Annotated in this window: 22 protein-coding genes; 15 read left to right on the forward strand and 7 right to left on the reverse strand. The window is 40.9% G+C overall.

Features of this window, described 5'->3' with window-relative positions:
• The first annotated feature begins 139 nt into the window (after window positions 1–139).
• Window positions 140–838: a FadR/GntR family transcriptional regulator gene (locus tag PSF31_RS01295; RefSeq protein ID WP_096863685.1), complete on the forward strand. Its 699-nt coding sequence runs from the start codon at window positions 140–142 to the stop codon at window positions 836–838.
• A 47-nt stretch (window positions 839–885) separates the two neighbouring features.
• On the forward strand, window positions 886–2289 hold the full coding sequence (gene mdtD, locus PSF31_RS01300) for a multidrug transporter subunit MdtD (protein WP_004906350.1): 1404 nt from the start codon (window positions 886–888) through the stop codon (window positions 2287–2289).
• Here mdtD and rbsR read toward each other — a convergent pair.
• The 6 genes from rbsR to rbsD form a co-directional block, all read right to left on the reverse strand.
• A complete protein-coding gene (rbsR, locus tag PSF31_RS01305) occupies window positions 2286–3287 on the reverse strand; it encodes a ribose operon transcriptional repressor RbsR (protein ID WP_164560861.1) in 1002 nt (333 codons plus the stop codon). The genes mdtD and rbsR overlap by 4 nt on opposite strands.
• A gap of 3 nt (window positions 3288–3290) precedes the next feature.
• Complete coding sequence (gene rbsK, locus PSF31_RS01310) at window positions 3291–4220, reverse strand: ribokinase (RefSeq protein WP_004906346.1); 930 nt, start codon at window positions 4218–4220, stop codon at window positions 3291–3293.
• 80 nt (window positions 4221–4300) lie between these two features.
• On the reverse strand, window positions 4301–5191 hold the full coding sequence (gene rbsB / locus PSF31_RS01315; RefSeq protein ID WP_004906343.1) for a ribose ABC transporter substrate-binding protein RbsB: 891 nt from the start codon (window positions 5189–5191) through the stop codon (window positions 4301–4303).
• An 18-nt stretch (window positions 5192–5209) separates the two neighbouring features.
• Window positions 5210–6172, reverse strand: coding sequence for a ribose ABC transporter permease (gene rbsC / locus PSF31_RS01320; protein ID WP_004906340.1), 963 nt, complete (start codon window positions 6170–6172; stop codon window positions 5210–5212).
• Window positions 6169–7683 carry a ribose ABC transporter ATP-binding protein RbsA gene (gene rbsA / locus PSF31_RS01325; RefSeq protein ID WP_096863684.1) on the reverse strand — a complete coding sequence of 505 codons (1515 nt, stop codon included), beginning with the start codon at window positions 7681–7683 and terminating at the stop codon, window positions 6169–6171. Before rbsA ends, rbsC begins: the two co-directional genes overlap by 4 nt.
• Before the next feature lie 7 nt (window positions 7684–7690).
• Window positions 7691–8110, reverse strand: coding sequence for a D-ribose pyranase (gene rbsD, locus PSF31_RS01330; protein WP_004906336.1), 420 nt, complete (start codon window positions 8108–8110; stop codon window positions 7691–7693).
• A gap of 280 nt (window positions 8111–8390) precedes the next feature.
• Between rbsD and ravA the strand changes: the two genes are divergently transcribed.
• Both ravA and viaA read left to right on the forward strand, forming a co-directional pair.
• Window positions 8391–9908, forward strand: a complete 1518-nt coding sequence (gene ravA / locus PSF31_RS01335) for an ATPase RavA (protein WP_096863683.1) — start codon at window positions 8391–8393, stop codon at window positions 9906–9908.
• Between the two features lie 2 nt (window positions 9909–9910).
• Window positions 9911–11368 carry an ATPase RavA stimulator ViaA gene (viaA, locus tag PSF31_RS01340; RefSeq protein ID WP_096863682.1) on the forward strand — a complete coding sequence of 486 codons (1458 nt, stop codon included), beginning with the start codon at window positions 9911–9913 and terminating at the stop codon, window positions 11366–11368.
• Here viaA and asnA read toward each other — a convergent pair whose 3' ends face one another.
• Window positions 11369–12361, reverse strand: coding sequence for an aspartate--ammonia ligase (gene asnA / locus PSF31_RS01345; protein ID WP_004906329.1), 993 nt, complete (start codon window positions 12359–12361; stop codon window positions 11369–11371).
• Window positions 12362–12522: 161 nt separating this feature from the next.
• Between asnA and asnC the strand changes: the two genes are divergently transcribed.
• From asnC to atpG, 11 genes are all read left to right on the forward strand, one after another.
• Window positions 12523–12984 carry a transcriptional regulator AsnC gene (gene asnC, locus PSF31_RS01350; protein WP_004906326.1) on the forward strand — a complete coding sequence of 154 codons (462 nt, stop codon included), beginning with the start codon at window positions 12523–12525 and terminating at the stop codon, window positions 12982–12984.
• Window positions 12985–13075: 91 nt separating this feature from the next.
• Window positions 13076–13516 carry an FMN-binding protein MioC gene (gene mioC, locus PSF31_RS01355; protein WP_094962009.1) on the forward strand — a complete coding sequence of 147 codons (441 nt, stop codon included), beginning with the start codon at window positions 13076–13078 and terminating at the stop codon, window positions 13514–13516.
• A gap of 377 nt (window positions 13517–13893) precedes the next feature.
• Window positions 13894–15783, forward strand: coding sequence for a tRNA uridine-5-carboxymethylaminomethyl(34) synthesis enzyme MnmG (gene mnmG / locus PSF31_RS01360; RefSeq protein ID WP_096863681.1), 1890 nt, complete (start codon window positions 13894–13896; stop codon window positions 15781–15783).
• Window position 15784: 1 nt separating this feature from the next.
• On the forward strand, window positions 15785–16405 hold the full coding sequence (gene rsmG / locus PSF31_RS01365) for a 16S rRNA (guanine(527)-N(7))-methyltransferase RsmG (protein ID WP_096863680.1): 621 nt from the start codon (window positions 15785–15787) through the stop codon (window positions 16403–16405).
• A 601-nt stretch (window positions 16406–17006) separates the two neighbouring features.
• Window positions 17007–17384, forward strand: coding sequence for a F0F1 ATP synthase subunit I (gene atpI, locus PSF31_RS01370; protein ID WP_004906317.1), 378 nt, complete (start codon window positions 17007–17009; stop codon window positions 17382–17384).
• Window positions 17385–17417: 33 nt separating this feature from the next.
• On the forward strand, window positions 17418–18236 hold the full coding sequence (gene atpB, locus PSF31_RS01375; RefSeq protein ID WP_004906316.1) for a F0F1 ATP synthase subunit A: 819 nt from the start codon (window positions 17418–17420) through the stop codon (window positions 18234–18236).
• A gap of 48 nt (window positions 18237–18284) precedes the next feature.
• Window positions 18285–18524, forward strand: a complete 240-nt coding sequence (gene atpE / locus PSF31_RS01380; RefSeq protein ID WP_004093904.1) for a F0F1 ATP synthase subunit C — start codon at window positions 18285–18287, stop codon at window positions 18522–18524.
• A gap of 58 nt (window positions 18525–18582) precedes the next feature.
• Window positions 18583–19053: a F0F1 ATP synthase subunit B gene (atpF, locus tag PSF31_RS01385; RefSeq protein ID WP_004906301.1), complete on the forward strand. Its 471-nt coding sequence runs from the start codon at window positions 18583–18585 to the stop codon at window positions 19051–19053.
• A 12-nt stretch (window positions 19054–19065) separates the two neighbouring features.
• Window positions 19066–19599: a F0F1 ATP synthase subunit delta gene (gene atpH / locus PSF31_RS01390; protein ID WP_004906300.1), complete on the forward strand. Its 534-nt coding sequence runs from the start codon at window positions 19066–19068 to the stop codon at window positions 19597–19599.
• Between the two features lie 14 nt (window positions 19600–19613).
• Entirely contained in the window at window positions 19614–21155 is a 1542-nt protein-coding gene (gene atpA / locus PSF31_RS01395; RefSeq protein WP_004906297.1) for a F0F1 ATP synthase subunit alpha, read from the forward strand.
• Between the two features lie 51 nt (window positions 21156–21206).
• A complete protein-coding gene (atpG, locus tag PSF31_RS01400) occupies window positions 21207–22070 on the forward strand; it encodes a F0F1 ATP synthase subunit gamma (protein ID WP_004906295.1) in 864 nt (287 codons plus the stop codon).
• Window positions 22071–22089: the final 19 nt, after the last annotated feature.

Here is a 22089-nt window from a genome sequence, read left to right on the forward strand (position 1 = left end):
GTTTTTATCTTGTTCGTGTTTTTTTTAGCCAAAAACATATTTATAAGTTAAATTAGGTCTATATGTTGACTATTTAAGCAGCAATCACACATCTACTCACGTAATATATGCATCTAAGAATTATGCTTTGAGATGAATTATGGAATTAAGTAAGCAACAAACAGCCTCACAAAAAAATCGCTCTTATATTATTGCAGAAAATCTTGGCCAGTTGATTTTAACCAGCGCCTATTTACCTGATTCCATTTTACCCAGCGAATTAGAATTATCAGAACAATTCCAAGCAAGTCGAACAGCAATAAGAGAAGCAATAAAAATATTAGCTGCAAAAGGTATGGTATTAGCTCGCCCCAAAATAGGTACCCGGGTTATGCCTCCCTCAAATTGGAATTTTTTAGACCAAGATCTTTTAACATGGTGGTCCAATATCGAAGAGCAATCTGTCGTGATGGAACACTTTAAAATGGTTCGACTAGCGATAGAACCTCAAGCTTGTTATCTTGCAGCTATACATGCAACAAAAGAACAAAAGCAATCATTACAACTGTTAGCAAGTGAAATGCAATTACTAGCCAAAGAATTTGACAGGGCGCATTGGGTGAAAGTTGATTATCATTTCCATTTAACTATTTACAAAGCTTGTGCCAATCCTTTCTTAATTTCTTTTGCTAATTTATTCCGTTCTATTTATCTGCGTTACTTTGATGTCATTACTAATAATGAGGTTATAGAGGTCGAAATTCATCAACAACTTGCCAATGCAATTATTCATGGTAAAAGTACAGTAGCACTCGACCTTTGCTATAACTTACTAACGATTACCCAAAAGCAAGACTAACAAAACAATATTCCATTAAAGCTTTCATTTATTTGTATAGGTAACTGATGTTCAAAACAGCGAAAAATATGTCTGGCCTTCCATGGATTGCGGCAATGGCCTTTTTCATGCAAGCGCTTGATGCCACAATTTTGAATACGGCTTTACCTGATATTGCAAGAAGCCTCGATCACTCGCCGCTTGCGATGCAATCAGCCGTAGTCAGTTATACGCTTACTGTTGCTCTATTGATTCCTGTTAGCGGCTGGTTTGCAGATAGATTTGGTACAAGACGTATATTTATTTTAGCGGTTTCTTTATTTTCTCTTGGTTCATTACTTTGTGCCCTTTCGCCTTCCTTAAATTTCTTAGTGACCTCTAGGGTTATTCAAGGAATTGGTGGGGCAATGATGATGCCAGTCGCCCGCTTAGCCTTAATAAGGGCTTACCCTCGAAGTGAGTTATTACCTATCTTAAATTTCGTCACCATCCCTGGTTTAGTAGGGCCAATATTGGGGCCTCTATTAGGTGGTATCTTAGTAACCTATGCAACTTGGCATTGGATATTTATTATTAATATTCCTATTGGTGTTTTAGGTATTTTTTATGCCTTAAAACATATGCCTGACTTTAAAATGCCAAAACGTAAATTTGATACTTTAGGGTTCTTATTGTTTGGTTCCGGCTTAGTCATGCTATCTGTCAGCTTAGACTTATTCAGTGATAAATCTCTTTCAACATCGATTCCAGTCACTATTGTCTTAGTCGGCTTTCTCTTCTTATTTGTTTATATTTTCCATGCAAGACGCACTAAGCACGCAATAATCCCATTGAATTTATTTAAAACGCGTACATTTTCTATTGGGATCAGCGGTAATATCGCGACACGCTTAGGAACAGGCAGTATTCCATTTTTAATGCCATTAATGTTGCAGGTGGGTTTTGGTTACGAAGCCGTTGTGGCAGGAATGATGATGGCACCACTAGCAATAGGGTCAATCACTGCTAAATCGGGAGTTACTCGGGTCCTAACTAAGTATGGCTACCGTAATACATTATTTGTTATCACCATTATTATTGGATTAATGATCGCACAGTTTTCCTTACAATCACCAAGTATGTCGATTTACCTGTTAATCGTACCTTTATTCATTTTAGGAATGGTGATGTCAGTGCAGTTCACCGCAATGAATACTATTTGCTTGGCTGATTTAACAGACAATAATGCGAGTGCGGGAAATAGTATGTTAGCGGTGACTCAGCAACTATCGATAAGCTTCGGTATTGCAGTCAGTGCTGCAATCTTAAACTTCTATGGTGGACAACCTAATAGCAATACGGTCGATAATTTTCACTACACTTTTATTACCGTTGGTGTCATTACGCTTATCTCAGCTTTTGTCTTCTTATTATTAAGTAAGACAGATGGTGATAATTTAATAAAAAACAAAACCAAAAAAGCGAAGAATTAATATTTTTTAACCGATTGGCGCTCAATTAGCTCAGGGGTAAGAACCAAAACGCTCGCCTTTGCCTCTGGGTTATCCATACGATAAATAAGTTGGTCAACAGCCTGTTGGCCTAACTTATCTTTTGGCTGATGAATTGTTGTTAGTGGTGGGATCATATAAGGTGAAAGATCGATATCATCATAACCAATAATTGAAATATCATCAGGTACTTTCAAGCCCTTTTGGTATATCGCTTGATAAGCTCCCACCGCCATCGCATCATTACCGGCAAAAATAGCCTCGGGAGGGACAGGTAAGCTAAGCAGTTTATTCATAGACTCAAACCCACCAGCAAATTCAAAATCACTGAAAATGATATAATCATCATAAATATTAATGCCGCCATCTGTCATGGCTTGAATAAAACCTTGATGGCGTGCCCTTGCTGGTGATTTGTCTTGTGGTCCTGCAATACATGCAATACGGGTAAAACCAGATTCAATAAGGTAACGAGTGGCTATTTCCCCACCAAGAAAAGAGTTATCTTGAATGATATCGCCATCTGATTCGAATGGTGACCAGTCCATCATAACCGTTGGCACAGCGGGGTAACGAGCCAAAACATTTTTTGATGGCCCTTGAACTTCTGTGCACATAATCAATAGCCCATCAACACGCTTTTGTAGCAACGTTTCTAAACTATGATTCATCCGCTGAAGGTCACCTTCAGTGTTGCACAAAATCAAACTATAACCGCGTTCGTAACAACTCCGCTCTACCCCCCGCACTACTTCTGCGTAGAATGGGTTATTACTTGTTGTCAGTAACATCCCAATCGTATTAGTACGATTCATTTTTAAACTACGCGCTAACGCAGAAGGGGTATAGTTTAACTCTTCAATCGCATTTTTAACGCGAGTGGTAATGCTCTCGCTGACATAGCGATTTTGATTAATAACGTGAGAGACGGTGGATGTCGACACCCCCGCAAGGCGTGCCACATCTTTCATTGTTGCCACAAGTTAATCCTGTTGAGTCAAAAACTGGTCAATTTCTTTACGCCATGGAACAGACGGTTGAGCTCCTGGGCGAGTCACAGCTATCGCCGCCGCCGCATGAGCAAAAATAATCGCTTCTTCGTCAGCCTTACCTTCAAGCAGTGCAGTAACGTAAGCCCCATTGAATGTATCACCTGCGGCAATAGTATCCACTGCTTTTACGCGAAATGCAGAAATTATTTTACCTTCTGCACCTTTTTCACTATACCAAACACCTCGAGAACCAAGTGTTATCATCACTTTACTAATACCTTTTTGATGTAAGGCTTCAGCTGCATCCTGAGCACCTTGATTATCATTAACCGCAATACCTGTTAAGTGTTCAGCTTCTGTTTCATTTGGTGTGATGATATCAACTAATGATAATAATGAATCAGGTAATGATTGAGCAGGTGCAGGGTTCAAAATGACTTTCGTATTGTTTTTCTTAGCTATTTCAGCGGCCATTTGTACTGTTTCAATGGGGGATTCCAGTTGCATCAATACCGCATCCGCTTCCACAATTTTTTGCTGATAATGAGCTAACCTTGCCTTGGTTAGTTGCGCATTTGCACCTGCATTGATGCCAATTGTATTTTCCCCTTGTTGATTCACATAAATGAGGGCGACACCTGTCGTTTCACCTTCAATTGCATCAATACATTCAGTTTTAATATTATCGAGAGATAACTGTTTTTTTATACTCACACCAATATCGTCATCACCAACACAAGCAATAAACGTTATGTCAGCACCACTGCGACCTGCTGCAACAGCTTGGTTGGCGCCTTTCCCGCCAAATGCAACTTGGTAATGATCGCCTCTAACGGTTTCACCCGGCTGAGGGAAATGCTTAACATTTAATATATGATCCGCATTGATACTACCGAGAACCACCAGTTTTGCTGTACCCATAACGTTTATTTCCTTTTTTGATGACCCAATGAATTGCAAACTAAAATAAACCGCCGCAGTATGCCGCGGCGGTTTTTATCTTATTGTTTTACCACTAATTCTAATTCAACCGGAACCGTTGAATCCACTTTTTCGCCTTTTAAGACTTTATCTGCAATCTGAACACCAACAATCCCAATTTGGTCTGGGCGCTGTGCAATAGTTGCACCTAATTTTCCACCTTCAACAGCTTTGATACCATCATTTGTTCCATCAAAACCGACAACCAGAACATCAGTACGGCCTGCGGTTTGTAAAGCTCTTAATGCCCCTAATGCCATTTCATCATTTTGAGCAAATACCGCTTGAACAGCGGGATGTGCCGTTAACAAGTTTTGCATTACGTTCAAGCCTTTTGTTCTATCGAAATCAGCAGGTTGGCTCGCCAGTAAATTGAATTTGTGCTCTTTTGCTCCAGTACTAAAACCTTCACCGCGCTCACGCGCTGCTGATGTACCTGAAATACCTTCTAATTGAATCACTTTCGCTTCATTGCCTGTTTTTTGTGCAATATAGTCGGCAGCCATTTTCCCGCCCATGCGGTTATCTGATGCCACATGGCTGACAACTTCACCTTTGTTAGCTGCTCTATCCAAAGTGATGACAGGTATATTTGCTTTATTAGCCATTAATATTGAGTTACCCACCGCATCTGAATCCGTTGGGTTAATTAACATTAATTTTGTACCACGAACGGTTAAATCTTGAACGTTGGCTAATTCTTTAGCTGGATTGTCTTGGGAATCTAAAACAATCAGCTCATAACCCAATTTATCCGCTTCTTTTTGTGCGCTATCTTTCATCGTCACAAAGAACGGGTTATTCAATGTAGAAATTACGAGTGCAATGCTATCTTTCGCCATCGCATTGACACTAACGGTTGCACTCAGTGCAACTGCAGATAATAACGTTGCTAGTTTGTTCAGTTTCATAATAATTTTCCTGTAGGGTTACTTTTTATTATCAACAAGTACAGCGAGTAAGATGACGACAGCTTTAACAATCATCTGGTAGTTTGACGAAATACCTAATAAGTTTAATCCATTGTTTAAGAAACCAAGGATAAGCGCACCAATCAATGTTCCGACGATACGCCCCTTACCACCAGCAAGGCTGGTACCACCAAGTACAACCGCAGCGATAGCATCAAGTTCATACCCATTACCTGCCATTGGCTGAGCTGATGATAAACGTGCAACTTCAATGACACTCGCCAATGCCGCTAGCAGTCCACATAAGGCATAAACCACTATTTTAATGCGGTCGACATTAATACCAGAAAGACGGGTAGCCGCTTCATTCCCACCAAGTGCGTAGATGTAACGACCAAGGCGAGTATGATGCAACATATACCACGCAGCAGCAAAAACGATGATCATTAACCAGACTGGAGTTGGAATACCAAATGGACGGCCAATACCAAACCAACCGAATAAATCTGCGTTATCACTAAATCCTGTATTGATAGGGCTGCCGTCTGTGTAAACTCGTGTCACACCACGCAGTAGTAGCATCATGACTAAAGTCGCAATGAAAGCTTGGACTTTTCCTTTTGCAACAATCACTCCTGTACATGCACCGATAGCAGCACCAAGTGCTAGTGCTCCCGCAACAGCCACTAATGCGTTAACTTCCGCTCCAACCATTGAGGCCGCAACCGCTCCCGTTAAGGCCAATAAGGACCCAACAGAAAGGTCGATTCCTGACGTTAAGATAACTAATGTCATCCCAACCGCCATAATGGCGTTGACGGAGGTTTGTTGTAAGATATTGAATAGGTTATTAACCGTAAAAAAATTCGGGCTTAATGTTGATACGATTGCAATCAAAACTAATAGTGCGATTAATGATTTTTGCTCCATCAGCCATGCTTTGCTGAACCAGCGTTTTGATGATGCGGTAGTTGAACTCATACTGATAACTCCTGAACTGAGCCATAATTTTTACCCACTGCGGCAGCCATTAAGGCTTCCTGAGTCGCGTCTTTGGCTGAAAATTCGCCGCTAATATGACCTTCGTGCATCACCAAAATGCGGTCACTCATTCCTATTACTTCAGGCATTTCTGAAGAAACTAAAATGATACTCAGCCCTTCTTTTTTAAACTGGTTAATTAGTTGATAGATTTCTTTTTTAGCACCAACGTCTACACCACGAGTTGGCTCATCGAGGATCAGTACTTTTGGTCTTGTCATCAAACCGCGCGCAATGGCCACTTTTTGCTGGTTTCCACCAGAAAGATTACCAATTATTTGGTCCATAGACGGGGTTTTAATATTGAATAATCGTATGAAATCGCTAACGGTTTGCTGCTCTTCACCATGCTTGAGGCTTCCCCCCGCACGACTGAAATAACGTAATGCCGTCAATGACATATTTTCTTTCACTGACATGCCTAATACTAATCCATCACGTTTACGGTCTTCTGAAATATAAACAATGCCACTGTTTAAGCCATCTTGTGGTGTTTTCAGTGTTACGGGTTTGCCTTCCAGTTTTATCGTGCCTGATTTTTTTGTCGCCGCGCCGTAGATGATTTTCATCAACTCTGTACGCCCCGCGCCCATCAAACCAGATACACCTAAAATTTCCCCACTCTTCAGGGTGAAATTGGCATTTGTTACACCTGGTCCAGATACATCTTCAAGCTGCAGCCTAATTTTTCCAGTTTCTACCTCAACCCTTGGATATTGGTCTTCAAGTTTACGACCAACCATCATTTCAATGAGTTTTTCTTCTTCTAATTCACTCACGGGTTTCTCACCAATAAACTGGCCATCGCGAAACACCGTTACATCGTCGCAAATTTCAAAAATTTCTTTTAAACGATGAGAAATATAAACAATGCCACAGCCTTGAGCTTTTAAGTCTTCGATAACTCTAAATAAGGATTCTGTTTCCGTGTCCGTTAGCGCATCAGTGGGTTCATCCATGATAATCACTTGTGATTGGAAGCTCAGGACTTTGGCGATTTCGACCATTTGTTGTTCGCCGATAGAAAGCTCTGCAATAGTTTGATGGCTATCATAATCAAGGTTAAGCCGTTTAAGCAGTTTGTCAGATTCACTGAACATTTTTTTCCAGTTAATTTTGCCAAATGCATTAACATATTCTCGGCCTAAAAAAATATTTTCAGCGATGGTTAATTCAGGGATCAGGTTGAGTTCTTGGTGGATAATCCCAATACCCGCCTCTTGGGAACTTTTGGGCCCATTGAACGCCACTTCTTTGCCTAAATAGCGGATTTGCCCGGCATCTTTTTTATAAATACCTGTCAGCACTTTCATCATGGTTGATTTGCCAGCCCCATTTTCCCCCACCAGCGCCATGACTTTCCCTGGATAGACATTCAATGTCGCACCACTGAGGGCTTTTACCCCTGGAAATGATTTATCAATCCCGATAAGTTCTAATAAAGGTTGCATAGTCACCTCAGAAAGTCACACCAGAACAAAGAATAACGTTAGCGAACGGTGAACATTCCCCTGTTCGGATCACCGCTTTACTGTCATGAGTCAGTTGTTTAAAACGTTCATGACTGCAATAAATAATTTCAATCGTATTGTTTTGAGTGACTTCTAACTGTTGTAAGTGAGCCAAAATAGCAGCTTCCATTTGTGGGTTAATGGTGCTGATTTCCTCTGCTAGAATGACTTTTTCAACTTGCATCTCTTGGGTGATGACACTTAAAACTGACATGAAATCTGGTAAGCCTTGCGTAATGGCTAAATCAATACGTTCCGTTCCTTGATAAATGGGTAAACCTGCATCAGCAAGCGTTATTTGGTCTGTATGACCTAATCTTGCGATTACAGAGGTAACGTTGGCATTAAGTAAAACACCCTTTTTCATTTTTCACCGCCATTCCAGTAAGCGAAACGTTTCGCTCATGTAATAATAGTAAAGATAAGTAACAACTCAATATTGATGATTAATATTTGTGATCAATATCGAAACGTTTCGTTCGTGTTGAGAAAGTTTAAAAACAATAACTTATTGAATCACTTATAGCTGAATCGTTTTTTCTGATTTCTTGGGGCATATCAAAGAAAAATGGAAAAATAGGTCGCAGTATGTAATAAAAGAAATTGATAGTTTTAATATCAACGCTTCTATAATAAAAGGAATGAATATGCAGCTTGCTGAACGAATAGCCCAATTAAGCAATTACCTTGAAAGCGGTTTATATGAACGCCAGCAAGCTATTCGTTTGTGCTTATTAGCCACATTAAGCGGTGAAAGCGTATTTCTATTAGGCCCTCCAGGTATTGCCAAAAGCTTAATTGCACGAAGAATGAAATATGCTTTTCGTCACGCAAACGCTTTTGAATACTTAATGACGCGATTTTCAACACCGGAAGAAATCTTTGGTCCTCTTTCAATACAGGCGCTAAAAGATGAAGGACGATATGAACGTTTAACCAAAGGTTATTTACCAGACGCTGAAGTCGTATTTCTTGATGAAATATGGAAAGCGGGCCCAGCCATTTTAAATACCTTATTAACGGCGGTTAATGAGCGCAAGTTCCGTAATGGTGATGAAGAAAAATCCATCCCTATGCGATTATTAGTAACTGCATCAAATGAATTACCCGATGCTGATAATAGCCTCGAGGCGCTATTCGACAGAATGCTAGTACGTATTTGGCTGGATAAAGTGCAAGAGAAACAAAATTTTCGCGCACTGTTAACAGGAAAATCATCGCTGAATGAATCTCAAATGCCAGAGCATTTAAAAATCAGTGATGAAGAGTACCAACAGTGGCAACAAGAAATTCCTAAAATTACGCTACCCGATCACTGTTTTGAACTTATTTACCAATTACGCCAGCAGTTAGATGCTACAGATAAACAACTTTATGTTTCCGATAGGCGCTGGAAAAAAGCAGTTTACCTATTACAAGCAAGTGCTTTCTTTAATGGTCGCAACAGCGTATCTCCTCTAGATCTTGTGTTATTAAAGGATTGTCTGTGGCATGACATGCAATCGATGAATACTTTACCGCAACTATTGCAGTCATTATTACAAGAAGATGGCTGGCAACAGAGAAAGTTAACTCGCGAAATAGAGCAAATTTATCAGCAATGGATGTCATCGACCCAAGACCAAAACAACCAAGATGCATTTAAAGTCAATAAAAACAATGCGATGTTTGCTCGTAAAGCGTCTTACGTATTGCCCGAAAATATCAGTGACGGTCGAATTACCCTGTTTTTACATCGTCCACTTCAACTGCATAATATGAAAGTTACCTTTGTAACAACTGATAAAAAGTCACTAATAACCTTCTTAAATAAAGGAACGACACTGTCCGCTCATCTAAATGGGATTGGTTTTGCGCAAGACATTGCTGCTGAGGTAAATAATTTAAACCAGATACAGTTATTAGATGTAAGTCATCAATCATCTACTTTATATATTCAAGATAAAACCTCGTCACTTGCGCCAAATACAAATAACCAAGAGTGGCTAGACAAGCTAGATAAAATTCAAGGTGAGATTCAAGCCGCACGCTATCAGTTTGAAAAACAGCAGCCCAACTTATTTATTGAACCACACTGGCTTGCGGATATTGAACAAAGTTTTATAAAGCTCACTGAAAAGCTAAACCAATTACGTAACCAAATCACGGGTAAAGTGGCCGAATAGCGATGATGAGTTTAGCCACATTAGAAATGCTGCTTTCGGTTAATGAAGGCCAATTAATTGAAGAGATAATTATATCTTTGCTAGCAACTCCTCAATTAGCGGTATTTTTTGAAAAACATCCTCGATTAAAAAAAGCTTTACTCAAAGATTTATCGGGTTGGAAAAAGGATCTCAAACAGCGTATGCAAGATGCGCTTGTTCCCGCACAACTTTCAGAAGAATTTGAACTTTATCGTCAGTCCCTTGGGATTTCGACAGATGCCTTTTTTATCCGATTACCTAATGTCATCGCAAAACTTCACCAACTGGATTCCCCTTTTTACCGTGAGGCATATCAGCTACAGAGTGGGAAAATAGAGAACCGCAGTGCAAGACAATCATTATTTGTTCAAAGATGGCGTATTAGCTTAATTTTACAAGTTACAACACTACATAAAGAGCTACTAGAACAGGAAAAAGAACAATTATTGGCAGAATTACAACGCCGACTGGCTCTAAGTGGTAATTTAGAAGATATTCTTGGCGAAAATGATCGTGCTGCTGGCCGGCTGTGGGATTTAACCAAAGGTGTGAACATGACTTCCGCTTATAATGACCAATTATTAAGCCGATACAGTGAATTTTTACGTCAGCAGCCTGAATTAGAAAAAATAGCCCAATTATTAGGCCGTAGCCAATCCGCTCAATCCATTCCTGATGATAGTGTTTTTCTTGAACCAATGACTATCATGGAAAAAGTGCCTGAAACGGTTCCTGAGCAAGTTAATGGCTTAAATCAAAGTGATGATATTTTACGGTTATTGCCTGCAGAACTCGCTATGTTAGGCCTTGAAGATATTGAATTTGAGTTCTATCGAAAATTACTCGAAAAACAGCTTCTAACTTATCGGTTACAAGGAGATAGCTGGCAAGAAAGAAAAGTTCTGCGCCCTATTACCCACCACCATAATGAAGAACAGCCAAGAGGACCATTTGTTGTATGTATTGATACATCGGGTTCGATGGGCGGTTTAAATGAACGCTGCGCCAAAGCATTTTGCCTCGCGCTAATGAAAATTGCGCTGGCGGATAATCGCTCATGCCATGTGATGTTATTTTCCACAGAAATTGTGCATTACGATTTACTTTCTATTGATGGCTTAGAGCAATGTATTCGTTTTTTACATCAAACATTTAAAGGTGGGACTGACCTTGCGGCTTGTTTGCAAGAAACCGCAATAAAATTGGAATCAAAACAGTGGATTGATGCAGATGCCGTGGTGATTTCTGATTTTGTTGCTCAGCGTTTACCGGATGAGTTAATTCAGAAAATAAAGATTATGCAGAAGAAAGGTAAATACCGCTTCCATGCGGTATCTGTATCAAATTATGGGAAACCCAGTATCATGAAGATCTTTGACCATATTTGGCGTTTTGATACTGGGTTAAAAAGCAGGCTGTTACGCCGCTTTAGCCGCTAATTACAGCATACCTTCAACGGATTCTTGCATTTCAGCACCCCATACACCACATTGCACTTGGCCAATGTGTTGACGTTGAAGAAGTAGCATAACTAAGCGAGACTGGCCAATACCACCACCGATAGTTTGTGGCATTTCACCTTTCACTAACGCTTGGTGCCACTCTAATTCCATACGTTTTTCATCGCCAGTTAAACTTAATTGACGAGTTAAACACTCAGGACTTACGCGAATTCCCATTGAAGAAAGCTCAAATGCGTCCTGTAAAACAGGGTTCCACACAATGATGTCGCCGTTCAAACCACAAAAACCGTCTTCATTTTTTGTTGTCCAGTCATCGTAGTCTGGCGCACGAACATCATGTGATTCACCGCTAGATAGCTTACCACCGATACCAATTAAGAATACTGCGCCTAATTCTTTTGCGATTGCGCGTTCACGCCCTTTCGCATCTAAATCAGGGTAGCGCTGTAACAACTCTTCACTGTGAATAAAGTGGATTTGGTCAGGCAGGAACGGTGCCAACCCAAATTCTTTACTTACGGCAGCTTCTGTTTCTTTTATTGCCTTATAGATTTTACCCACTGTCTGCTTCAGATAAGGAAGTGTACGTTCCTCATCTGCCATCACTTTTTCCCAATCCCACTGATCAACATAAACGGAGTGGATTGGGGTTAAGCGATCTTCGTCCGGACGCAACGCTTTCATATGAGTGTATAAACCTTGGCCTTTACTAAAACCGAAACGCCCTAAGGTTTTACGTTTCCATTTAGCCAAAGAATGAACCACTTCAAAGGTTGCACCTGGAATTGATTTCACTTTCACTTGAACGGCTTTTTCGCTGCCAGATAAGTTGTCTTGAGTACCATCCCCTAAGCGGCTTAGGATTGGCCCTTGAACTTCAATTAACCCTAATTCTTTTTCAAGTAAACGTGAGAAATATGATTTCACAAAACTAATTTGTTGCTGATGTTCAATAAATGACTTGTCCATAATTTATTCCCATAATTTGTTAGCTGTATTAGCTGATGTATAGATTAAGCAACAAAATGAGGTATAAATTCAATATCCATCATTAAAAAAAGCCTTTACTGTTTATTTTGAATAAAAAAACAGGTATAAAAATGAATAATCGTTAAAATAGAGGTGAAATAATGCCGGAAAATTATCAAATCGATAATCTCGATCGTGACATACTTCACGAATTAATGGCAAATGCACGCATACCGTATGCTGAATTAGCCAAAAAATTCGCTGTTAGCCCCGGGACAATTCATGTCCGTGTCGAAAAAATGAAACAAGCAGGAATTATTAAAGGCACACGTATTGATATAAACCCAAAACAATTAGGGTTCGACGTTTGTTGCTTTATTGGCATTATTTTAAAAAGTGCAAAAGATTACCCAACCGCACTAAAAAAATTAGATGCCTTAGAAGAAGTTGTCGAGGTGTACTACACAACAGGGCAATACAGCATTTTTATTAAAGTAATGTGCCGTTCTATCGATTCTTTACAAGACGTACTTATCAACAAAATTCAAACTATTGATGAGATACAATCCACAGAAACACTGATCTCCTTACAAAACCCGATCTTACGAACAATCAATCCGTAGAAAAAAAATGATATAACCACATTATCCACAGGTAGATCCCAGCTCATTCACAGCGTACAATAGCGCCCTATTATTGTGAAAGAGAATCACCATGACAAAAGTAACCTTAATAAGTGGCAGTACAATGGGCAGTGCGGAGTATGTTGCCGAGCACATGGCTGAGATTTTAGAAGAACTCGGTCATGAAACCGAAATTCAACATGGCCCGGAGCTTGATGACTTAACACTTGAAGGCATATGGCTGGTGGTGAGCTCAACACATGGTGCAGGTGATCTCCCTGAAAATATTCAACCTCTTTTTGATTCAATAGAAGAAAGTGCTCCTGATCTAAGCCAAGTTCAATTTGGCTCGGTAGGGATCGGTAGCTCTGAATATGACACTTTTTGTGGTGCGATCCATAAAATAGATGACTTGTTAACCAAGCAAGGGGCTAAAAGGATCGGTGAATGTTTGGAAATTGATGTCCAACAACACGAAATACCCGAAGATCCCGCTGGGGAATGGGTTAAAATTTGGGCAAACGAACTCTAATTTGATTAAAATAACAGCAATCAACTGTGGATAACTCAGGGAAGATCCCGGTATTAACCCGTAGTTATCCAGAGTATAAGTTTTAGGTTCCCCATGCCCTGTGCATAAGTACCCTTTTTGATCCCAGCTTATACGCAAATGGATCACGGATCATTCACAGTATATGATCCTTTACACTTTTATGATCTTTAAAGTGAAAATCCACTTATCCACAGAAACGAGTGATCCTAATAAAAGATCTAATAAAGAGATCTTTAAATAAAAAGATCTTTATATTATATAGGGGAGAAACCTAAAGCTTGGTCTCTTCCTCAAACTTGAGTAGAATTCTCTCCTCAAATGCACAATCCGCATTTTCTAACGTTTAAGGTCCACACATGTTTTATCCAGAGCAATTTGACGTCATCGTAATTGGTGGTGGTCATGCCGGTACTGAAGCAGCAATGGCAGCTGCACGTATGGGGCGTCAAACCCTATTACTGACTCACAATATTGATACATTGGGCCAGATGTCTTGCAACCCAGCCATCGGTGGGATCGGTAAGGGGCATCTGGTTAGAGAAATTGATGCCCTTGGTGGTCTAATGGCCACAGCAACAGACAAAGCAGGTATTCAATTTAGAACATTAAATGCCAGCAAAGGGCCTGCAGTTCGTGCAACCCGAGCACAAGCTGACCGTGTTCTTTATCGCCAAGCTGTTAGAATGGCTTTAGAAAATCAGCCAAATTTGATGATTTTTCAACAACCTGTAGAAGACTTAATTGTTGAAAACAATCGAGTTACAGGGGCTATTACTCGCATGGGCTTAAAATTTAAAGCCAAAGCTGTAGTATTAACCGTTGGTACTTTCCTTGATGGCAAAATTCATATAGGTTTAGAAAATTACAGTGGTGGTCGTGCAGGTGATCCCCCTTCAATTTCACTTTCTCAACGTTTGAGAGAATTGCCTTTACGTGTTAATCGTTTAAAAACAGGAACGCCACCACGTATTGATGCAAGAACTATTGATTTCAGTCAGTTAGCTCAACAGCTAGGTGATGATCCAATGCCGGTATTTTCATTTTTAGGTTCACAAGATCAACATCCACAACAAATGCCTTGTTACATCACCTATACCAATGAAAAAACCCATGAAGTGATCAGAAATAACTTGGATCGTAGCCCTATGTATGCAGGGGTTATTGAAGGGATCGGCCCACGTTATTGCCCTTCGATCGAAGATAAAGTTATGCGTTTTGCCGATAAAGACTCACATCAGATCTTCTTAGAGCCAGAAGGCTTAACAAGCAATGAAATTTACCCTAACGGGATATCCACCAGCTTACCATTTGATGTTCAAATGCAAATTGTTCATTCCATGAAAGGAATGGAAAATGCAAGGATCATCCGCCCTGGTTATGCTATTGAATATGATTTCTTTGACCCTAGAGATCTAAAACAAACGCTTGAAAGTAAATTTATTGATGGCTTATTTTTTGCTGGCCAAATTAACGGTACAACAGGTTATGAAGAAGCAGGGGCTCAAGGACTACTAGCCGGCCTTAATGCTGCACAACATGCCTTTGGTTTAGAAGGTTGGTTCCCTCGTCGTGACCAAGCTTATATTGGTGTTCTCGTTGACGACCTTTGTACTTTAGGGACAAAAGAACCTTACCGTATGTTTACCTCACGTGCTGAATACCGTTTGATGCTTCGTGAAGACAATGCAGATTTACGTCTAACAGAAAAAGGCCGAGAGTTAGGTTTAGTTGATGATGTTCGCTGGGCGCATTTTAATAACAAAGTCGAATTGATTGAAAAAGAGCGTCAGCGCTTAAAAGATATCTGGGTTCATCCTAAATCGGATAACCACACAGAAATAGATGGAATTTTAACCGTTCCATTATCTAAAGAAGCAAATGGGGAAGATTTACTCCGTCGCCCAGAAATGACGTATAAAATGTTAACTTCACTCAACCTTTTTGCACCGGGTATTGATGATCCTCAAGCTGCGGATCAAGTGGAAATCCAAGTTAAATACGAAGGGTATATTGCTCGTCAAAAAGAAGAAATTGAAAGACAACTGCGTAATGAAAATACCTTGTTGCCTGTTGACCTTGATTACAAACAAGTCAAAGGGTTGTCTAACGAAGTGATGGCGAAACTAAACGATCATAAACCAACATCTATTGGTCAAGCATCGCGAATTTCAGGGATCACGCCTGCTGCAATCTCTATTTTACTTGTTTGGCTGAAAAAACAAGGCATGCTACGCCGGAGCGCTTAACGTGGATTTATTATCAAAACTTAATCAATTGCTAGTAAAAACCGATATCGACTTAACGGAAAAGCAAAAACAGCAGTTAGTTGATTATGTTGGGTTATTAGCGAAATGGAATAAAGCCTATAACCTGACATCGGTACGTGACCCACAGCAGATGTTAATCCGCCATATCATGGATAGCATAGTGGTGAACGGTCAACTCAACGGAACAAAATTTATTGATGTAGGAACTGGTCCTGGTTTACCTGGTGTTCCTTTAGCAATTGTTCGACCTGATTCCCATTTTGTTTTATTGGACAGCTTAGGGAAGCGCATACGCTTTCTAAAACAGGTTCAACATGAGTTAGGGCTAACTAATATTGAACCTGTTCAATCACGTGTTGAAGAATATCGGATTGAAAATGGTTTTGATGGTGTGATTAGCCGCGCATTTGCTTCGCTGAATGATATGTTGAGTTGGTGCCATCATTTACCTTCATCTGAAGGGCGCTTTTATGCACTTAAAGGTGTCATTCGTGATGATGAAATGGTGCTACCAGAAGGTTTTGTGATTGAATCTATTACAGAGCTTGAAGTACCTGAACTTGATGAGCAGCGCCATTTAGTTAAAGTTTCTATAAAATAAAGTTGCTTTCTGTCAAAATATTTTGTCTTTTAGAGCGATAGTCGGTGTGTTAAAAAGCACCGGCTATTTTTATTTTTAGCTAAAGAATAAATACTTATATTTCACGTGTTATTTACATGGAAATAACGAATAAGTTTCAAAAATAAAGTGTTGATAGAAAAAATGCTGGCTAATTGGCAATTTTTACTTAATCGATTTAGCTAGGTAAATAGTTAACAGTGAAATATTTGATTTATCACGTTTAAATTTAACTTAAAAAACTAATTCTTTAATTGTTTGATTTACAGATTAAATCTATTTTTTGTTGTCAGTAAAGTTGAAAGAATAAATAAAGAGGATAAAGTCAAATGTGATATTTATCACATTAATGTGAATATATGCAGCAATTCATTAACTATTTATTAATTATTACAGCGACAATTCTGCGCCAACTCGAAAAAATTAAATATTTATTCACCTTTTCGCTACTTACTGATTGAATTCATTTCGCCTGCCCGTATAATTTGCACGTTTTTGTCTCTTGACACATTTACGCAAAGGCAGTTTTATACAACACTTAGCGTTTCTGAGGCTGAGAAGAGCTGGGAGTAAACAAAAAGTTATGTCTGTATCCCTTTATGACAACAAACACGCTGCAAAGCAGTTGTCTGTTCAGTTTATAACTTTAGTGATCCTCAGTGGGGCTTTCTGTGCAAATAGTATAGAATGGGGGGCCTCTGCTCTTGCTGGTGGGTTAGCATGCTGGTTACCAAATATCGTATTTATGCTGCTAGCACAATTTCAGAAAGCAAAAGGAGAGGATGAACCTGTCCGCATTGCCTGGTTCTTAGCATTAGGAGCAGGGCTAAAGGTTGTTACAACTATCGCTGTCTTAGTTGTTGCTTTCGGTGTGTTCAAAGCGTCATTAACACCACTGGGTTTGACCTATTTAGCGGTGCTAATTGTTCAGATTGTTGCACCAGCCGTTTTTAAACGGTAAGTATTTTTAAACTACAAAAGGGTAAGAGGCATCATGTCTGCATCAGGAGAAGTGATGACTACAGAGGATTACATAGGCCACCATCTGAAAAACCTTCAGTTGGACCTGAGTACCTTTAAGTTGGTCGATCCCCACGCTAGTCCAACATTTTGGACGTTGAACATTGACTCGCTTTTTTTCTCGGTAGTTCTCGGGGCTCTGTTCCTGTGGCTATTTAGAAGAGTTGCAGCCAATGCGACTAGTGGCGTACCCGGTAAGTTACAGACTGCAATAGAACTGATCATTGGTTTCGTTGATAACTCAGTCCGTGATATGTATCACGGCAAGAGCAAAGTTATTGCTCCTTTAGCATTAACTGTGTTCGTCTGGGTATTCTTAATGAACCTAATGGATTTACTCCCAATTGATTTCCTTCCGTATATTGCTGAGCATTATCTCGGGTTACCTGCATTACGTGCAGTACCAACCGCAGATGTTAGTGTCACATTATCGATGGCTATTGGTGTGTTTATCCTAATCCTCTTCTACAGCATCAAAATGAAAGGAATTGGCGGATTTACAAAAGAGCTCACAATGCAGCCTTTTAACCATCCTGTCTTCATTCCAGTCAACTTGATTCTTGAAGGGGTAAGCCTGCTGTCAAAACCTGTATCACTCGGTCTGCGACTGTTTGGTAACATGTATGCAGGTGAATTGATCTTTATTCTTATCGCGGCTCTGCTTCCGTGGTGGTCACAGTGGTTGTTAAGCCTACCTTGGGCTATCTTCCACATACTGATTATTACGCTACAAGCCTTTATTTTTATGGTTCTGACGGTTGTTTATCTGTCGATGGCATCTGAAGAACACTAATTTAATTTTATCAATAATTGTATTAACTGAAACAAACTGGAGACTGTCATGGAAAACCTGAGTATGGATCTGCTGTACATGGCTGCCGCTGTGATGATGGGCTTAGCGGCGATCGGTGCTGCGATCGGTATCGGCATCCTAGGTGGTAAATTTTTAGAAGGTGCTGCTCGTCAGCCAGATTTAATTCCTCTGCTGCGTACACAGTTCTTTATCGTAATGGGTCTAGTCGATGCTATTCCGATGATTGCTGTTGGTCTGGGCTTGTATGTAATGTTCGCTGTTGCCTAATTAACGTTACGGAACACTGTAAGAACATTAATTCACTAATGAATATGAGGTATTGTCTGTGAATCTAAATGCAACAATCCTCGGCCAGGCTATCGCGTTTGTCCTGTTTGTTTGGTTCTGTATGAAGTATGTATGGCCACCGATTATGGCGGCCATTGAAAAACGTCAAAAAGAAATTGCTGACGGTTTATCTTCCGCAGAACGTGCTAAAAAGAACCTGGAACTGGCGCAAACCGACGCAACCGACCGACTGAAAAAAGCGAAAGCTGAAGCACAAGTCATCATTGAACAAGCGAATAAACAGCGCGTTCAAATGATTGATGAAGCAAAAGCAGAAGCAGAAGCAGAACGTGCAAAAATCGTCGCGCAAGCGCAAGCTGAAATTGATGCTGAGCGCAAACGTGCACGTGAAGAGTTACGTAAACAGGTTGCGATGCTTGCTATCGCAGGTGCCGAGAAGATCATCGAACGTTCCGTGGATGAAGCTGCTAACAGCGACATCGTTGATAAACTAGTCGCTGAACTGTAAGGAGGGAGGGGCATGTCTGAAATTGCTACTGTAGCTCGCCCCTACGCCAAAGCAGCTTTTGACTTTGCTGTGGAAAACCAAGCTGTTGCTAAATGGCAGGAAATGCTAGCCTTCACCGCTGAGGTGACGCGCAATGAACAGGTTGGAGAGCTGCTTTCTGGTTCTATTGCACCAGAAACATTAGCTAAAACGTTTATCTCTGTTTGTGGAGATGAAATTGACGAGCATGTTCAGAATCTGATTCGTGTTATGGCAGATAACGGGCGTTTAACGACGCTACCAGAAGTGTTAACGCAATTTATCCAATTGCGCGATTCTCTGGAATCAACCATTGAAGTTGATGTAATTTCTGCTAACGAACTGAGTGAACAGCAGTCAGCTAAAATTTCTGCAGCGATGGAAAAACGTCTGTCACGCAAAGTTAAGCTGAATTGCAAAATTGATAAGTCTGTTATTGCTGGAGTGATCATTCGTGCTGGAGACCTCGTTATTGACGGGAGTATCCGCGGTCGCTTAGAGCGTTTAACTGACGTCTTGCAGTCTTAAGGGGACTGGAGCATATGCAACTGAATTCCACCGAAATCAGCGAACTGATCAAACAGCGTATTGCTCAGTTCGATGTTGTGAGTGAAGCTCACAATGAAGGTACGATTGTATCCGTTAATGACGGTATTATTCGTATTCACGGTTTAGCCGAAGTCATGCAGGGTGAAATGATCGCGCTGCCTGGCAACCGTTACGCTATCGCACTGAACTTAGAGCGTGACTCTGTGGGTGCGGTCGTTATGGGTCCTTATGCCGACTTGGCAGAAGGCATGAAAGTTAAATGTACTGGTCGTATTCTTGAAGTTCCAGTAGGCCGTGGCCTGCTAGGACGTGTTGTGAATACATTGGGTCAACCAATTGATGGTAAAGGTCCTGTTGATAACGATGGCTTCTCTCCTGTAGAAGTTATTGCTCCAGGTGTTATCGACCGTCAATCTGTTGATCAACCAGTTCAAACTGGTTATAAATCAGTCGATGCCATGATTCCAATCGGTCGTGGTCAGCGTGAGCTTGTTATCGGTGACCGTCAAACAGGTAAAACTGCTTTGGCTATCGATGCAATCATCAACCAACGCGACTCAGGCATCAAATGTGTGTACGTAGCTATCGGCCAGAAAGCGTCTACCGTTTCTAACGTAGTTCGTAAACTGGAAGAGCACGGCGCACTGCAAAATACTATCGTTGTTGTTGCTACAGCATCTGAATCAGCTGCTCTGCAATACTTAGCACCATATGCTGGTTGCGCGATGGGTGAATATTTCCGTGACCGCGGTGAAGATGCACTGATCGTATACGATGACCTGTCTAAACAGGCTGTGGCATACCGTCAAATCTCACTGTTGCTGCGTCGTCCACCAGGACGTGAAGCTTACCCAGGTGACGTTTTCTATCTGCACTCACGTTTACTTGAGCGTGCTGCTCGCGTTAACGCTGAATACGTAGAAAACTTTACTAAAGGTGAAGTTAAAGGCAAAACAGGTTCATTGACAGCTCTGCCTATCATTGAAACCCAAGCTGGTGACGTTTCTGCATTCGTACCAACAAACGTAATTTCGATTACAGATGGTCAGATCTTCCTGGAATCTAACCTGTTTAACTCTGGTATTCGTCCAGCGGTTAACCCAGGTATTTCAGTATCTCGTGTTGGTGGTGCTGCTCAGACTAAAATTATCAAGAAACTGTCTGGTGGTATCCGTACCGCACTTGCTCAGTATCGTGAACTGGCAGCGTTTGCTCAGTTTGCTTCCGACCTCGATGACGCGACTCGTAAACAGTTAAGTCATGGTCAGAAAGTAACTGAACTGCTGAAACAGAAACAGTATGCACCTATGTCAGTAGCAGAGCAGGCACTGTCTCTGTTCGCGGCAGAACGTGGGTTCTTGGATGATGTTGAGTTAGCGAAAATTGGTGCGTTTGAAGCTGCTTTAGTTTCTTTTGCACAGCGCGAGCATGCTGACCTTATGAACGAAATTGGCCCGGCTGGTAGCTATAACGATGATATCGAAGGCAAGTTGAAAAAACTGCTCGAATCATTTAAAGCAACTCAGTCCTGGTAATACTATTCGGCCCAGTTCTTAGGGCCGTCTGGTTAATAAGGAGAAGCAGAAATGGCCGGCGCAAAAGAGATACGTTCCAAGATCGGAAGTGTACAAAATACACAAAAGATCACTAAAGCGATGGAAATGGTCGCTGCGTCCAAAATGCGTAAAACGCAGGAACGCATGGCGGCCAGCCGTCCTTATGCAGAAACCATGCGCAGTGTGATTGGTCACCTAGCGTTAGGTAATCTGGAATATAAACATCCATATCTCGAAGAGCGTGAAGTTAAGCGTGTCGGGTATCTGGTTGTTTCAACAGACCGTGGTCTGTGTGGTGGCTTGAACATTAACTTGTTCAAAAAACTGTTAGCAGATATGAAGTTATGGTCTGAGAAAAACGTTCAGGTTGATTTGGCTTTAATCGGTTCTAAAGCGGTTTCATTTTTCGGTTCTGTGGGCGGCAATGTCGTGACTCAAGTTACCGGAATGGGGGATAACCCAACGCTTTCGGACTTGATTGGTCCAGTTAACACTATGCTACAAGCCTATGATGAAGGGCGTTTGGATAAACTGTATGTGGTGACGAATAAGTTCATCAATACAATGTCTCAGGAGCCAACTATTCTTCAATTGTTACCATTGCCTGCAAGTGATGATGAAACACTGAAGAAGAAGTCTTGGGATTACATTTACGAACCCGATCCTAAGGCGTTGCTGGATACCCTGCTACGTCGTTATATCGAGTCGCAGGTTTATCAGGGCGTCGTTGAAAACCTGGCTAGTGAGCAGGCCGCACGAATGGTAGCGATGAAAGCCGCTACTGATAATGGTGGAAACCTGATCAAAGAGTTACAGTTGGTTTACAACAAAGCTCGTCAGGCCAGCATTACTCAGGAGCTTACCGAAATCGTTTCGGGTGCTTCCGCGGTTTAACAGCTAGGTTTACGAATTA

The organism is Providencia sp. PROV156, assembly GCF_028480905.1.
In the GTDB taxonomy this organism is placed as follows: domain Bacteria; phylum Pseudomonadota; class Gammaproteobacteria; order Enterobacterales; family Enterobacteriaceae; genus Providencia; species Providencia hangzhouensis.

Excerpts from the sequence above, each read along its gene's own strand:
- atpG (WP_004906295.1), top strand. The coding sequence starts at position 21,207 with ATGGCCGGCGCAAAAGAGATACGTTCCAAGATCGGAAGTGTACAAAAT.
- asnC (WP_004906326.1), top strand. The coding sequence starts at position 12,523 with ATGCCGGAAAATTATCAAATCGATAATCTCGATCGTGACATACTTCAC.
- asnA (WP_004906329.1), bottom strand. The coding sequence starts at position 12,361 with ATGGACAAGTCATTTATTGAACATCAGCAACAAATTAGTTTTGTGAAA.
- viaA (WP_096863682.1), top strand. The coding sequence starts at position 9,911 with ATGATGAGTTTAGCCACATTAGAAATGCTGCTTTCGGTTAATGAAGGC.
- mdtD (WP_004906350.1), top strand. The coding sequence starts at position 886 with ATGTTCAAAACAGCGAAAAATATGTCTGGCCTTCCATGGATTGCGGCA.
- atpB (WP_004906316.1), top strand. The coding sequence starts at position 17,418 with ATGTCTGCATCAGGAGAAGTGATGACTACAGAGGATTACATAGGCCAC.
- atpA (WP_004906297.1), top strand. The coding sequence starts at position 19,614 with ATGCAACTGAATTCCACCGAAATCAGCGAACTGATCAAACAGCGTATT.
- rbsA (WP_096863684.1), bottom strand. The coding sequence starts at position 7,683 with ATGCAACCTTTATTAGAACTTATCGGGATTGATAAATCATTTCCAGGG.
- atpH (WP_004906300.1), top strand. The coding sequence starts at position 19,066 with ATGTCTGAAATTGCTACTGTAGCTCGCCCCTACGCCAAAGCAGCTTTT.
- rbsB (WP_004906343.1), bottom strand. The coding sequence starts at position 5,191 with ATGAAACTGAACAAACTAGCAACGTTATTATCTGCAGTTGCACTGAGT.
- PSF31_RS01295 (WP_096863685.1), top strand. The coding sequence starts at position 140 with ATGGAATTAAGTAAGCAACAAACAGCCTCACAAAAAAATCGCTCTTAT.
- mioC (WP_094962009.1), top strand. The coding sequence starts at position 13,076 with ATGACAAAAGTAACCTTAATAAGTGGCAGTACAATGGGCAGTGCGGAG.
- atpE (WP_004093904.1), top strand. The coding sequence starts at position 18,285 with ATGGAAAACCTGAGTATGGATCTGCTGTACATGGCTGCCGCTGTGATG.
- mnmG (WP_096863681.1), top strand. The coding sequence starts at position 13,894 with ATGTTTTATCCAGAGCAATTTGACGTCATCGTAATTGGTGGTGGTCAT.
- ravA (WP_096863683.1), top strand. The coding sequence starts at position 8,391 with ATGCAGCTTGCTGAACGAATAGCCCAATTAAGCAATTACCTTGAAAGC.
- rbsD (WP_004906336.1), bottom strand. The coding sequence starts at position 8,110 with ATGAAAAAGGGTGTTTTACTTAATGCCAACGTTACCTCTGTAATCGCA.
- rbsC (WP_004906340.1), bottom strand. The coding sequence starts at position 6,172 with ATGAGTTCAACTACCGCATCATCAAAACGCTGGTTCAGCAAAGCATGG.
- rbsK (WP_004906346.1), bottom strand. The coding sequence starts at position 4,220 with ATGGGTACAGCAAAACTGGTGGTTCTCGGTAGTATCAATGCGGATCAT.
- atpI (WP_004906317.1), top strand. The coding sequence starts at position 17,007 with ATGTCTGTATCCCTTTATGACAACAAACACGCTGCAAAGCAGTTGTCT.